The sequence below is a fragment of the Anaerobutyricum soehngenii genome (assembly GCF_009697165.1).
Classification (GTDB): Bacteria; Bacillota; Clostridia; order Lachnospirales; family Lachnospiraceae; genus Anaerobutyricum; species Anaerobutyricum soehngenii.
Genome location: NZ_VULP01000007.1, coordinates 56,486 through 71,287, shown reverse-complemented (window position 1 = coordinate 71,287; position 14,802 = coordinate 56,486). Strand labels below are relative to the sequence as shown.

Sequence of the window (14,802 nt, the reverse complement as noted above, 5' to 3'; positions counted from 1 at the left end):
GGAATTGTTAACGAAATTTTAACGGAATTATAGAGAAAGAAATCTTATTAATTGGAAGGCTTTGACCTTCACTGCTATTTTTTTATGGCGAATTTCTTATGGGGAAACAGTTCTCTGATTAAAAACCATAGCCTTCTGGACAATCCCCTTATTCCCATCCAAGATTTAAATACTAATTTCCATCTGGAGCCAAAGGACAGAAAACCAGAAATTTGATAGAAAAGAAAATGTGATGTCGGAGCCAGTAAAAATGCCGGTCAGGCATTTTCTACGAAGCGACTATCTTCACATTTTCTTTTCTATCAAATTTCTGGTTTTCGTTTCTTTAGTCCCTCAAATTAGTATTTTATTTTATAAATTTGTCTATTGCTTCATTCAATGCTTCAATTGCTTCAGTATCTTCTGTTTTTATCGCATCGACGATACAGGTTGACATATGCTCTTTTAAAATAACTCTGCTTAGGCTCTTTATTGCGGCATCAACTGCTGCTAACTGTATAAGAACTTCACTACAGTCTCTCCCCGATTCAATCATCGTCTTGATTGACTTCATATGGCCGATAATGCGGGCAATACGATTCAATTCATTTTTTACGGTTTCTGGATTATGAGTATGTGTATGAGCTTTCCCATGTTCATCTATATGTGTATGTTCATATATATGCTGTCCTACATATTCCTGCATATGTTCGTCCATATAAGCTGCTTCATGAATATGGTATTTATTTTGTGTTTTATCTTTATTTTTTATATATTCGTTTTCATGAATATGTTTATTTTCCATTTTATTTTACCTCGTAGTCTTATTTTGTTTCAAAAATAATGTCAGTATCAAAAAAAGAGTATTCTTAGAAATCAAGATTATTTTTAAAGTTCAAATATCACAATTCTTTCTCTGGAATCATTTTTCTGGAATAAATCTCTGCAGTCGATTTCATCTGCAAATATTAATTCATTTACTGTCATTAAATAGGAGATGTATTCATCTGACGGATAATAAAAAAGTAATTTCATTTCCCGAGGATTTTCGTAGTAAGATTCTAATATTTTATGCATTACCTTTTGTAATATTTCCAGGGAAAATGGATTAAAGAAATAGATTCTATCCACTTCTTTTGGTACAGCAAAATATTCTGCATTTTCCGCTTTGAAAGATACTCTTCTTGTAGAAATAGCACTTTCTTTATTTTCTACTGCCTTATTATAGATTCTTTCATCATATTCCACACCAACAGATGTACACCTGGTCTGATATGAAAGGAAAAAGTCTACACGCCCTTTTCCACAGCCATAATCAAGCAGTGTATTATTTTTTCGTATGATTCCTGTATTAGCTAATCTTTCTAATACAGAATATGGTGTAGGTTCATATGGATAATGGTATTGATCTGCGTTAGAATCATCACGTCCCATTGTATGTATTTTCAATAGTTTGTCCCATTTATTCTCTCTTATATCTTCTTTCTCTTTCATATTTTTCCGCTTCCAGCCTTTCTATATAATATGTCTAATATGTCCGATATATCTGATTGATATTCCCCACTTTTTACCTATGCACTCTCGGAATCTTTTTGTGCATACTTTCCCATTAGTGTACTGTATCATAAGCTGATTTTCAATCCAATTCCTGAAAATAGAAATTCATATTTTTTGAATAGAATATCAAATGTCATTCTTTTCGGCAAAATGTTAAACTTCAACCAAGTCAAAAAACACCAATAAAAAAAGAGGAGAGGTCAAAATGGAAAACAAAAGTAACAGTGGTGTAGTATACCAGGGAAAAATACCAGGCCGAGTAAAATATTGCTTTGCTTTCGGTGCATTAGGAAAAGATTTGATCTATGGAATGATCGCAACCTTTTCTATGATTTATTTTACAGATATCATTAAAGTTGCTCCTGCTTTCATAGGAACCATGTTTTTTGTTGCTAAGTTATGGGATGCTTTTAATGATTTATTTATGGGTATGATTGTTGATAATACGAGAAGCCGGTGGGGAAAATTCGTACCATGGCTTGTTATTGGAACATTAATCAATTCATTTGTATTTGTTACTGTATTTACTGATTTTCATCTATCTGGTGTGAGTCTTTGTGTATTCGCATCTGTTGTTTATGTCTTATGGGGAATGACCTACACAATTATGGATATTCCATACTGGTCTATCATTCCTAATCTGACTTCCGATCCAGAAGAACGTGAAAAGGTATCTGTTTTACCAAGAATTTTTGCCAGTATCGGTCAGTCCCTTATCATTGCTGGTTTCGGTGTACAGATTATTAAAGGACTTGGTGGAAATTATATCGGATATCACAGATTCGCATTAATTATCGCCGCTACATTTATATTCACAATGGCTGTCTGTGTTATTAACCTGCCAAAGAAACAACAAAATACTGGAACAACAGAAAAAATGAAATTCCGCGATATTTTTACTGTAATTAAAAAGAATGATCAGTTAAGATGGGCTGTTCTCTTAATTTTATTATACAATGTTGGAATTCAAGCTATTATGGGTGTTGCTACCTATTATTTTAGCTATGTATGCAATAATGCCGGAATGTTATCTGCCTTTATGATCAGTGCATCCGTTGCAGAAGTAGTAGGATTATTAATCTTCCCTAAAGTCACAAAATTATTATCTAGAAAGAAAGCATTTTTACTTGCATGTACACTTCCACCAGTTGGACTTATTTTACTGCTTGTTGTTGGATTTGTCTGTCCTTCTAATATCCCTTTAACTGCTATTGCCGGAATTATCGTAAAAACCGGTACTGGTCTGGAGCTTGGATGTGCTACTGTTTTCCTTGCAGATGTTGTTGATTACGGCGAGTATGTCTTAGGGGTTCGAAATGAAGGTGTTATATTCTCTCTTCAGACATTAATCGTAAAATTTACTGCTGCTTTCACAGCATTAGCAATCGGTTTCGTATTAGAGTTAACCGGATATGTTCCTAATACTGTACAAACTTTAGCAACACAAAATTCCATACGTATACTGATGTGTATCGTACCTGCTCTTGGAATTATTCTTGCTTACGTTGTATTTAAAACAAAATATAAACTTAATGATGAATTTATGAAAAAAGTAATTTCTAAAATTACAGGCTCTTCCACATCCTCCGAACAGGAATAACAGGATACTGTACAAAAATATTATAAGTAAGGCAAGTTGATTTTCCTAAAAAAATAATCAGCTTGTCCTTATTTATGTTACAATTTAAATATTATAACCTGAATATTAACATTCAAATATTACACAAAACGAGGAAAAAATTTTGATAAATTTCAGCATTATTTTAGCAGATGATGAACAACAAATATTATTTGGCATGAAAAACGGTATTGACTGGGAAAGCCTTGGATTTTCAGTTGTCGGAACCGCCCAAAATGGCAAAGAAGCTCTGGAATTAATAGAAGAATATCATCCAGATCTTTTAATCAGCGATATTAAAATGCCTTTTATGGATGGTCTGGAACTATCCAGAATTATTCATGATAATTACATAAATACAAAAATTATTCTTTTTTCTGGCTGGGATGATTTTGAATATGCCAGAACGGCGATCAGCTATGGGGTATCCCAATATCTTATGAAACCAATCGACTACGATGAAATGCAAAAACTTCTAACTAATATACATGAAGAACTTGAAAAAGAATATGCAGAAAAACTGAACCGAACCCGTCTGGAAAACATTTATGCGGAAAGTATTCCTCTTCTTAGACAACAGTTTTTGACACAGCTTTTGACCGAACCTGTAACAGATGAATACTACGACTCTCAGATTAAAAACCTTAAATTAAATCTCAATTATGCTGTCTTCCATATTATCACTGTAAAAATAAGAACAACGAATTTAATTGATGTTCTCTCTGAGCTTTCTATTAAAGAGACGATAAAAGAAGCTTTGGAGAAGATAAGTTCTCTCTATGAATTTGGAATTATTGATAAAGAAGTCTTTTTACTATGCGGAAATAAAAAACATGATATTGAACGAATCACTCGAACAATACAAGAGGCTTCTGTTTTAATTGAACGTATTTTTCATACCAGAATATCCTGTGGAATCAGTTCCTCTACAACTACCATTAAAGAACTCCCTCTGCTGTATCAGCAGGCTCTTGAAGCGCTTGATTATAACGTTGTTATTCAAGAAGAAAGTTATACTTACTATAATGACATTCTGCCTCTTCAAAAAAAAGAGGAAGACTGGAATTCTGAAGTAGATTCTATCGAAAAGATTATTACACGTTGTTCTGAAGAAGAATTAAAACAAGCTGTTATAACTATGCTTGAACATCTTCATTCTTCACATTATAACTTAAGTGAATATCAAATCGTTGTACTGGAAATATCTTTTTCTCTTTCTCGTCTTTATAAAAAATATCAGCTTACTTCCGATAAAGAATTTGCCGGTTCCAAAAAAATGGCTGTGAAAATTCTTTCTTTAAATACGGGAGAAGAACTTGATAACTGGCTTATTAATTATTTTCAGTTAATACGTACATTAATACAGAAAAAACAAGTAGATAACAACGTAATCTTAGCTGAAAATGCAAAAAAATTAGTGGAAGAAAGATTCCAGGAACCTGATTTATCTGTAGAATCCATCTGTCAGGAACTACATGTAAGCTCCTCCTATTTTTCCAAAATTTTCAAACAGGAAACCGGCTCTACTTTTTTAAATTATCTAATTAACAGACGAATGGAAGCCGCAAAAATGTTACTTGATGTCACTGACTACAAAAGCCATGTTATCGGAACGATGGTAGGTTATCCTGAACCAAATTATTTTAGCTATGTCTTTAAAAAGCACTGTGGTATTTCTCCAGTAAAATATCGAAAACTTGGAGGAAGTGTCAATGAAAAATAAAAAAATGAGCATTCGAATTTTATTTCCGCTCATCATGTCTGTATCAATTGCTTTTTGTATCATAAGCTGCATGATTTTATTTTCGCATTACCTCTCTGCTTATTTTATTCAAAAAACTGTAGAGGACACTAATAGACAAAAAAATGTACTTGCACAAAATATTGAAAACGAAATTGAATCCATCAATGATACAATTAACACGATTTATTATGATACAATTAAAAAATATGATCTTCAGGATGAAGCGTTTTCTTCGATATTATCGAATATAGAAAACAGTTCTTCAGAGTATATTAACGGGCTTGCCCTATATGATATCAACGGAACTTCTTTATGGCATTCTTCGCATTTATCAGCCACACCTGCTACTCAGGAAAGCTGGTTTACACAAGCAAAAAATAATATCGAAACAATTTATTATGGACCAAAGAAGCTCGTCTATCCTGATAAAGTAAAACATGTATTCCAGATCAGCCGATATGTTGAATATATTGACCATGGCAAAATGAAACCTGGTATTCTTTTAATGCAATATTATACAGATTCTGTCGATGCAATTTTACAACATTATAAAAATACGCAGACATCTTACTGCTATTTATTAGATGATAATTCGGCTTTTCTTTACCATCCTTTTATGCAACGCATTTCCTCCGATCTGTATAAAGAAAGAACTATCAATATAGCCTTAAACTGTACAAATTATAAAATACATAAATTTCAGGGTACTAAATGGCTGATCGAACGACAGCAGATTGGATATACCGGCTGGAATATTGTCCTCGTCAGTTCTTTGTTCAATATACATACAGAAAATATAAGTGTTTATTATGTTGTATGGATTATCTTACTTATGGTCGGTATATTTCTTGTTTTTATGGATATTTTACTCTTTCATGAGTTCACTAATCCTGTGTACCGGTTACTTAACACAATGCGGGAATTTGGAAAAGGAAATTACCAGGCAAAAGCAGAAGAAAATGGCATCGGAGAATTAAAAACACTAAGCGCTCATTTTAATATCATGGCAGAAAAGTTACAAAAACAAATGGACGAAATCCGTAACAATGAACGTGAACAACGAAAAATGGAAAAGAAACTTTTACAATCTCAGATTAACCCTCACTTTTTATATAATACCCTTGATTCCATCATCTGGATGATACAGAGTGGTGAATATAAAGGTGCAGAGCAGATGGTTTCTCTTCTTGCAAAATTCTTCCGTATTTCCTTAAGTCAGGGACAGGATATTATCTCACTAAAAAAAGAACTAGAGCATGCAACCAGCTATCTTTCTATTCAAAACATACGTTTTAAAGATAAATTCGATTTTTCTGTACAGGCAGATGAAAATCTTTTACAATATCTCTGCCCTAAGCTGTCCATTCAGCCATTACTTGAAAATGCTATTTACCATGGAATGGAAGGAATTTATGATGATGGTGAAATCCAGATTTCTATCTATGAAAAAAACTCGCTCATTCATATTGATGTAATTGATAACGGTCTTGGTATGCCTCCAGAAACGATTGAATATATCATGCACAATAAAGTAGTCTCCAGCAAACGTGGTTCTGGTATCGGTGTACGAAATGTTGATGAGAGAATTAAATTGATTTTCGGCAATGCATACGGTGTTGTTATTACCAGTGAACTTGATGAAGGAACAACTGCCTCTATCATCATTCCGAAAATAAAGAAAGTTGAGGATATTGGATATTGGTCAACTACCCACGACCTAAAGGTCATGGGCTTGTAACTGCCCAGTCGTACTAACGGATTACACCTCCGACCTTTAATCCCCGATAGATATTGCTATCTAAAGTGGCGTTACATCATAGGGTGGCTGACAGCACCCTTTACAGACAAGACATGCTCATCTGTAACTGTATCAGGTACTAAACTTCCCATGCTATACAGTAAAAAATCTTTTACGGTTAAGATTTTACGCAATACACGAATTTCGTATTGCAACCTCATATCTTGTCAATGTACAAAAGAGTGCCTTTAATGAGCAGCACATCTAACGGTTTTCTCTTTAAGAACTGCTACGGCTATTGTAGCATATTAGGTAACAGTTAACAAGGCTCCTCCCACCACCTAAAGATAGTGGGTTTCCGCCTATGGCAAACGAAAGGATTTTATTTATGAAAAATAATAAGAAAAAATATGTACTGTTAATTATATTAATGCTTTTGATTGCATTTTTTTCTTCCCAATGTATGATGAACCATACAAACCTCAAAAGCAAAAATACGGTAGTAGTCCTGCTGTCCTCTTCCTATAATAAAAAAACTTCCAGAATTTTAGATGCCCTGCGCGATTATGCCTGTAACAACTCTATTACTCTTGACTTCTGGTATAAAGAGCAGCTCTCTGCCAAGGATCTGGATTCTTTAGTAAAAAAAGAGACGGACAATCATGTAATTGGCATTCTTTTGATTTATCCGGAAGAATATATGACAGAACCTAACAAACATTATGACTACAGTAACCTATTAGCAATTACAGAAACGATGACGTCATCCTTTATTCATTACGCTACCTTTGAGAAAACTACAGAAAAAGCCTACTGCCTTCCAATTACTTCTCAAATAATAAAAAAAATTGCAGAAAGCAAGCATTCTCATATCTACATTAAGAACACTTATAAACTTGGATATAAGAGTATCCAAATGATTGACTCCTACTCTCGCAGTAAACATATGCAAAATATCATTGTTTCATGCCAAAAGTTAGATAAACAGACTATCGAAAGTGGAAAACTAAACTCTCTACTGGCAAATTAACAAAAATGAGGATTTTAGTTATGAAAACAAATCTTTTTAATTATAATTCCATTTTGTTTACACTAATTATTATTTTAATAAGCACTATAACAATATGGAAGCTACCGCAACCCCAAAATGAGTACACTCATATAGGCATCGCTGTCTATGACATGGATGACACCTTTATGAGCGACTATATTGACAAACTTCAGAACGAACTTGAAACTTGTACTTTTAACGGCAAAAAAATTCTTTATGAAATCTTTGATGCCGAAGGTAATGCCAATCGCCAGGAACATCAGCTTCAATACATGTATGAGCAGAACTTTGATGCCTTATTGATCAATCTTGTAACACCTTCTTCTGCTGCTAGCGTCCTAAATAAGACAGCGAACCATAAACTTCCTGTCATTTTATTTAATAGAGAAACAGACAAAAAAGATTTATCTATTTCCAAACAGACATGGTATGTGGGAACGCAGGCAAAAAAGGCTGGTGCAATTCAGGCGGATATGCTTCAAAACGCATGGAAAGAAAATCAGAAAAAATTAGATCATAATAAAAACAATACGCTCGATTATATTCTTATTGAAGGAGAACAAACACATTTTGATTCTATAAGAAGAACAAATGGTTTCCTTGAAAACAGCCAAAATCTGCCTCTCAATCAGCTCGCCAATCTCTCTGCTGACTGGCAGCGCCAACTTGCGACTGAAAAGTTTGCAAACTTAGATAAAACACTCATTCATTCCGCAGAAGCAGTTATATGTAATAATGATGATATGGCACTTGGTGTCTATGACTATTATAAGCAGCATAACATGAGCCTTCCCCTGATTATCGGAATTAATAATAATCCCGAAATGCACCAGAAAATAAAATCCGGAGAGATATATGGTACAGTTGATAATGACATAAATAGCCAGATCACACACATATGTAAATTACTTAAAGATATTTTAAACCATAATACCAGAGATTATGCTAATATATGGTACAGTACACCTTTTGCCATTCAGCGCTAAAACTACTTACGCTCGGAATATCAACCGAAAACCGGTATCAAAATTCCGAGCGTATATCTTATAACATCGTCATTTCATTCATTATATTTTATCTTATCTTTAGGTCAGTTTACAAGGAACTACACGCAGACCGTGAAACGGGCTGCTGACAACAAACGGCGCTATGCTCCCGGCTGGGTGCATAGCACCTGTTTGTTGCGGGGGTTTCCAAAGGGGGCAGCGCCCCATTTGGCACACGACTTTGCGGAGCAAAGTGTAGTGTGTTATACGCTCTGTCGGCGTTGCCCTGAAAATACCGTTGCCGCCGGGGAGGGCAAGGGCATTTGACGCGGCAGGAAAGCAGGGCTTTGTTTGGGGCTGGTAAGCCGGAAACAAAGGGCTGATTTCAGCAGCAGACAGGGCGTATTATGAAAGCCCCCGTCCCTCGTCCTCCGCCCCCGGCCTATGGGACAAAAAGTCCCAAAGCTCTGGACACCGTGACCAGATGTGTGGCCACACTCCGGGAAAAGTAGCAGGACGGCAGGAAACCGTCAAGGCTGAAATGAATGGGCTGACGCCCGGCCTTGACCGTTCCCCGCCGCCCCGCTGGATGGGTGGACAAGGTGGCCAATCCCTAAAAGTGTTTGGCCGCACTCGTTCATTTTGGGGCCTTTCTTCTCCCAAAATTGAAATGGGCGGGAAAGCCCTAAAATGGCTTTCCCGCCTTGATTACCCATTAGCAAAGACGGGCGAGACTGTCAACGGCGGCGCTGAAAGCGCCGTTCATCTTGACCGTTGACTGGCTCGCCTGGCTTTGCTACTGCCCGTAAGAGATGGAAAAACAAGATGGAAAACAAGGTTAAAAATGGTTGACAAGTCTATCGGATGTGTGTTATACTGTGCGACAGTTTGAGATTGGAAGGAGGCTTACGTGTGTTAATTTGTGTACGCTAATAAGCAATAAAAAGTAGAAGTACCTTTCCACATGATGGTGGGCTTTTTTTGCGTGCGTATGCAAAGGAACACGTAGGTTTGACACGAGCAGTCTTTGAACTGTATCGTGGTGTTTTTTCGTGCTTTGTTGTTATGCAGGCGTCTGCCCTCTCTGTGGGACAACGCCTGCTTTTTATTGCAGAAACAAAGGAACAATGCAATAAAAAAGGAGGTTCGCATTATGACCCAAAACAACAATTCATGGAGAAAAACTTATTTTACACTTCTTGCCGGACAAGCAATATCCTTTATTAGCAGCGGTATTTTGCAAATGGCCATTATCTTTTATTTGGTTGCGAAAACTAATTCTGCAATCATATTGACGGCGGCAACACTGATTGGATTTTTGCCGCAAGCCTGTTTAGGCCCGTTTGCAGGTGCTTTTGTTGACCGGCACAGCCGTAAAAGCGTAATGATTGGTGCGGATTTGATAATTGCCGCCGCTGGCGGTATTCTGGCGCTGGTGGCGTTTTACATGGAATTGCCCGTATGGTCTATTATGGTTGTCCTGTTAATCCGAAGTGCGGGAACTGCTTTTCATTCTCCAGCATTCAGCGCAGCAACACCTATGATTGTGCCAAAAGAGGAACTTACAAAATGCGCTGGTTACACGCAGACCATGCAAGCAGTAAGTGCGATTATCAGTCCAGCTGCCGCAGCGTTTTTATATGCTGTTTGGCCTCTTAATGCAATTATATTGTTAGATATTGTGGGTGCAATCCTTGCCTGTGTGACTGTTGCGATTTCGTCCATACCAACGCCTGAACTATGTCCAGAAACGAAAAGACAACAGTTTTTACAGGATATGAAAGAGGGGTATGTGGTATTAAAGCAAAACAGGGGCCTCTTTGCTCTGCTCTGGATTGGTGTAATTTATATGTTCTTTTATATGCCAATCAGTACGCTTTTTCCTCTCATCTGTATGTCATACTTCAAAGGAACACCGGCCCATGCCTCTGCCGCTGAAATTGCTTTTGCGGTTGGTATGCTGCTTGGCGGAGTCATTCTGAGCATTTGGGGCGGTTTTAAGAAACGGCGGTACACCATCGGTCTTTCCGTTCTCCTGATGGGCGTTAGCAATATGCTCTCCGGGCTTTTGCCGCCAGACGCATTTCTTGTCTTTGTTGTGTGCTGTACTGTTATGGGAATTTCCGCTCCATTTTACGGTGTGCAAAATGCGATTTTTCAAGAAACGGTCAAACCAGAATATCTGGGGAGAGTTTTTTCTCTACTGACAAGCGCCGCTTCCCTCGCCATGCCGTTTGGCCTTGTCATTTCCGGGCCTCTGGCGGAGCGGCTGGGAGTTGAGAAATGGTTTGTCATTTGCGGAATTGGCATTATCATCGTTGCGCTTGCCGTATTTTTACTACCCGGTTTGAGAGAGATTGACAATACGCAATAATCAACTGCACCTTTTTCTATTACTAAACAAAATGCCTGGATGGTGGTTCTGAAAAACCAGAACCGCCGTTCAGGCATTTTTTATCTTCGTCCTCTCTGCGGTTTTGGATTCTTCAGCAAGTCGGATTTTTCCGCAATCTTTTTCAGCCACTTCCGTTCTTCTACTGACAGCTTCCTAAAATTCAGCTTGAGCCGTTTGCAGATAAACGCCAAGTACGCTTGTTCCGTGTCGCTGTCCTGGCTGACGATTTCACCAGCAGTTTCCAGCATTTCTTTTAGCGGGTTATCCTCTGGGACGCTGAAAAAATCGTCCTTGTGTGTTTCCCGCAGAGCAAGGGCAATCCCGTTTATGTCCCGTTGTATCACATAGCGGCAAAACTCGTCCTCATCAATATGGGCGGTGATAAGCTGTCTTAACTGCGTATCACTCATGCCAGGATTATGCTTTTTTATAACAGTTGCGCTCATCGTGTCCACTATGGCGTTTGCACCCTGCGCCTGTTTCAGTGCCGTTCCGTTCACATAGATTTCAAGGTCAGCCATCAGCCGGGGGAAATCCGGGTGCGCCGCCAGCTCACACAGCAGGGTATTGTCTATCCTCCCGCTTTTCAGCAGGTCAATCATTTCATCACTCAAACGCAGGTCTGCAAGATCGGCGTTTGGGTGATTTTTCATTTCAGACAGCCCCAGCAGATAATCAGCGGTCACACCGTAAAACTTCGCCAGCCGGATAAGGGCATAGTGGCTGATGTCCTTGAAGTCTTCCGTTTCGTAACTGCCCAGCGCAGACTTGGAAAGCCCGGTCTGCTCCGCAAGCTGCCCCAGCGTCAAGCCACGCTCCACACGTAGGTCTTTTAATCGCTCTTGTATGGATAAAGACATATTCACCCTCCTTGCTAGCTCAACGAAAGAGAAGCCGTTATGCTATGTACTATGCTCATAGCATAACGGCATAGGCATTTACAGTTTTATTTTACCATTTGCTACATCTTCACGAAATTTATCAACAAGCTTCGCTGTCAGCTTGGATTTACCGTAGTGTTCAAGTACAAAAGTACGATAACTTTTTCCATCTACAAGCACATCACTTTTTCTGGTCAACAACCAATTTCCGTTACCTCCTCCCTGTTCTCTAATATTCCAGTCTTTCCCATATCTTTTATAGATTTCATCTTTTTTACCTTGAACAGACATTGATTCGCTTGGAATATAAACAATTTGCATAATAGCTCCTCCTTTATTTTGTGCAAGAAGACCAGAAACCTGAATTTGTCTTTTATCTTTTTTTGATTATATCACAAATCCGAGAGCGTGGAAATAGGGAGTTTTTCAGGCTGATTTCCTACCTCTTGGATATACGGCACAGGCGGTCAAAAAGGTGTAGACTTGGGATAGTTCATCGATGGACAAGCACCTTGGAAACAGAACACGCCAAAGAAAACGGAGGGACGCATGAGCAAAAGACCCTATCAACACCTGCCGCCGCTGGAACACAGGCCGGACGGCTCCCCCTACCGCATAACCCCGCCCCAGAAGAGACGAGCCAGCGGCCTGATACGCCGGGAGTGCTGCAACTGCGAGGACGGAAACTGCCTTGCGCTGGACGATGGCGACACCTGCGCCTGTCCGCAGATGATTTCGTTCTCCGTCTGCTGCAAGTGGTTCCGCTGGGCGGTCTTGCCGCTGGACAGGACGCTGGAAGCGGAGATTTACCGGGACAGGGACTTGAAACGCTGTGCGGAGTGCGGCGGTGTGTTCGTCCCGAAGTCCAACCGGGGCAAATACTGCCCGGACTGCGCCGCCAGAGTTCACAGGCGGCAGAAAACAGAAAGTGAACGGAAAAGGAGGTCTGCTGTGGACAGTTAAGAGCGGGAAAAGCCTTGATTTGCAAGGCTCCGCAAGCCCTCAACCGGGGCGGCTGGTATCATTTATCATTCGCCCCGGAAAACGGGCCTCTAACCGTCCACAAAACACGCTATGACAAACACGATTTATATTCACCAGCCGGAAAAGGCGTTCAGTTTCACCCGGCTCCCCAATTTCCTTTTTGAAGCACCCACATTCCAGCCCTTGAGCAACGAAGCGAAGGTGCTGTATGCCTTTGTCCTGCGCCGGGCGGAGTTGTCCCGGAAGAACGGCTGGGCGGACGAGTACGGGCGGGTCTACCTGTACTACCCCATCTGCGAGGTGGTCGCTTTGCTCCGCTGCGGGCGGCAGAAAGCGGTCAACACCCTGCGGGAGTTGCAGTATGCGGGGCTGGTGGAAATCCAGAAACAGGGCTGTGGAAAACCCAACCGCATTTACCCGAAATCCTATGAAGCGGTTCCAAACACCGACTTCAAGAAATCCGGTTATGGTACGCCGGAGGGCTGAAAACCGTACTTGGCGAGTACGAAAATCAATCCTCTTGAAGTACGGAAATCTGACGGTATATAGAAATACAGAGATTAAAACCATCTATTTACATTCATTCCATTCCAATCCTATCAGAGATATTTTCGGCGGGAAAACCCGCCGGAAAGGAATGGAATGGGGAAAGGAGTTCAATGGCACAACACGCAATTTTGCGATTTGAGAAGCACAAGGGCCACCCGGCGGGGCCGCTGGAAGCCCACCATGAACGGAAAAAGGAGCAGTACGCCAGCAACCCGGACATTGACACCAGCCGGAGCAAGTACAATTTCCACATCGTCAAGCCGGATGGCCGCTACTACCATTTCATTCAGAGCCGCATCGAGCAGGCCAGATGCCGCACCCGCAAGGACAGCACTCGGTTTGTGGACACGCTGATTACCGCCAGCCCGGAGTTTTTCAAGGGCAAGTCCCCAAAGGAGATAGCGGCCTACTTCCAGAGGGCGGCGGACTTCCTCATTGACCGGGTGGGCCGGGAGAACATCGTTTCGGCTATGGTACACATGGATGAAAAAACGCCCCATCTGCACTTGGTCTTTGTGCCGCTGACAAAGGACAACCGCCTGTGCGCCAAAGAAATTATCGGCAACCGGGCCAATCTGACGAAGTGGCAGGACGATTTTCACGCCTGTATGGTGGAGCAGTACCCCGACCTGGAGCGTGGGGAAAGCGCCAGCAAGACGGGCCGGAAGCATATCCCCACCCGGCTGTTCAAACAGGCGGTCAACCTCTCCAAACAGGCGAGGGCCATTGAAGCGGTTCTCTCCGGCATTACCCCGCTGAACGCCGGAAAGAAGAAAGAGGAAGCCCTCTCCATGCTGAAAAAGTGGTTTCCGCAGATGGAGAACTTCTCCGGGCAACTGAAAAAATACAAGGTCACAATCAATGACTTGTTAGCGGAAAATGAAAAGCTGGAAGTCAGGGCAAAGGCCAGCGAAAAAGGCAAGATGAATGACACGATGGAACGGGCGAAGTTAAAAAGCGAACTGGACGATATGCGGCGGCTGGTTGACCGTATCCCGCCGGAGATTTTAGCGGAACTGAAACGGCAACAGCGGCAGCATGGAAAGGAAAGGTGATCTTATAAGTAATATCAGATACAAAAAGGAAATCGAAATCGTGACTTTTCAGGGAAAGGAAATCACACTGGAAAATCTCTCCCCGGTGTTCACGCCGGAACAGGAAGCAGCCAAACGCCGGGAACTGGAACAGCAGCTTTATGAGGTGTTCCGCAAGTACGCCGACAAGCGGGAGAGTGAGGAAGCCGGGACATAAGGTTTTCCAAACCCATCATTGATTTGCGGGGCTGCTGGCGGTATAATAGAACTGTCAGCAGCTCCGTTT

At 40.4% G+C, this 14,802-nt stretch carries 14 protein-coding genes; 10 read left to right on the top strand and 4 right to left on the bottom strand.

Going from position 1 to position 14,802, the window contains the following annotated elements; genetic code table 11:
- Positions 1-346: 346 nt before the first annotated feature.
- Together FYJ25_RS05200 and FYJ25_RS05195 are read right to left on the bottom strand one after the other, a co-directional pair.
- Positions 347-784, bottom strand: coding sequence for a metal-sensing transcriptional repressor (locus FYJ25_RS05200; RefSeq protein ID WP_330399828.1), 438 nt, complete (start codon positions 782-784; stop codon positions 347-349).
- Between the two features lie 83 nt (positions 785-867).
- Positions 868-1,473 (bottom strand): methyltransferase domain-containing protein, encoded by a 606-nt coding sequence (locus tag FYJ25_RS05195; protein ID WP_154580726.1) that lies wholly within the window; start codon positions 1,471-1,473, stop codon positions 868-870.
- Positions 1,474-1,741: 268 nt separating this feature from the next.
- On the opposite strand from FYJ25_RS05195, the gene melB reads away from it, so the two are divergent.
- The 6 genes from melB to FYJ25_RS05155 all read left to right on the top strand — a co-directional run bounded on the left by melB (position 1,742) and on the right by FYJ25_RS05155 (position 11,047).
- Entirely contained in the window at positions 1,742-3,136 is a 1,395-nt protein-coding gene (gene melB, locus FYJ25_RS05190; protein WP_021906491.1) for a melibiose:sodium transporter MelB, read from the top strand.
- Positions 3,137-3,278: 142 nt separating this feature from the next.
- Positions 3,279-4,877: a response regulator gene (locus FYJ25_RS05185; RefSeq protein ID WP_154580725.1), complete on the top strand. Its 1,599-nt coding sequence runs from the start codon at positions 3,279-3,281 to the stop codon at positions 4,875-4,877.
- Positions 4,867-6,636, top strand: a complete 1,770-nt coding sequence (locus FYJ25_RS05180; protein ID WP_243145685.1) for a sensor histidine kinase — start codon at positions 4,867-4,869, stop codon at positions 6,634-6,636. The genes FYJ25_RS05185 and FYJ25_RS05180 overlap by 11 nt, the downstream gene beginning before the upstream one ends.
- A gap of 388 nt (positions 6,637-7,024) precedes the next feature.
- On the top strand, positions 7,025-7,666 hold the full coding sequence (locus FYJ25_RS05175; RefSeq protein ID WP_154580724.1) for a hypothetical protein: 642 nt from the start codon (positions 7,025-7,027) through the stop codon (positions 7,664-7,666).
- Between the two features lie 20 nt (positions 7,667-7,686).
- Complete coding sequence (locus FYJ25_RS05170) at positions 7,687-8,673, top strand: substrate-binding domain-containing protein (protein ID WP_154580723.1); 987 nt, start codon at positions 7,687-7,689, stop codon at positions 8,671-8,673.
- Between the two features lie 1,153 nt (positions 8,674-9,826).
- Positions 9,827-11,047: a Mef(A)/Tet(V) family efflux MFS transporter gene (locus FYJ25_RS05155; RefSeq protein ID WP_002584949.1), complete on the top strand. Its 1,221-nt coding sequence runs from the start codon at positions 9,827-9,829 to the stop codon at positions 11,045-11,047.
- Between the two features lie 80 nt (positions 11,048-11,127).
- Here FYJ25_RS05155 and FYJ25_RS05150 read toward each other — a convergent pair whose 3' ends face one another.
- Positions 11,128-11,928, bottom strand: a complete 801-nt coding sequence (locus tag FYJ25_RS05150; protein WP_002575858.1) for a helix-turn-helix domain-containing protein — start codon at positions 11,926-11,928, stop codon at positions 11,128-11,130.
- A gap of 78 nt (positions 11,929-12,006) precedes the next feature.
- Entirely contained in the window at positions 12,007-12,270 is a 264-nt protein-coding gene (locus tag FYJ25_RS05145; protein ID WP_002575859.1) for a hypothetical protein, read from the bottom strand.
- Positions 12,271-12,498: 228 nt separating this feature from the next.
- Between FYJ25_RS05145 and FYJ25_RS05140 the strand changes: the two genes are divergently transcribed.
- The 4 genes from FYJ25_RS05140 to FYJ25_RS05120 all read left to right on the top strand — a co-directional run bounded on the left by FYJ25_RS05140 (position 12,499) and on the right by FYJ25_RS05120 (position 14,733).
- Entirely contained in the window at positions 12,499-12,912 is a 414-nt protein-coding gene (locus FYJ25_RS05140; protein ID WP_002575860.1) for a cysteine-rich VLP domain-containing protein, read from the top strand.
- A 111-nt stretch (positions 12,913-13,023) separates the two neighbouring features.
- Positions 13,024-13,419: a replication initiator protein A gene (locus FYJ25_RS05135; RefSeq protein ID WP_002575861.1), complete on the top strand. Its 396-nt coding sequence runs from the start codon at positions 13,024-13,026 to the stop codon at positions 13,417-13,419.
- Positions 13,420-13,592: 173 nt separating this feature from the next.
- Positions 13,593-14,537, top strand: coding sequence for a MobV family relaxase (gene mobV / locus FYJ25_RS05125; RefSeq protein WP_002575862.1), 945 nt, complete (start codon positions 13,593-13,595; stop codon positions 14,535-14,537).
- Entirely contained in the window at positions 14,521-14,733 is a 213-nt protein-coding gene (locus FYJ25_RS05120) for a hypothetical protein (RefSeq protein WP_002584948.1), read from the top strand. The genes mobV and FYJ25_RS05120 overlap by 17 nt, the downstream gene beginning before the upstream one ends.
- Positions 14,734-14,802: the final 69 nt, after the last annotated feature.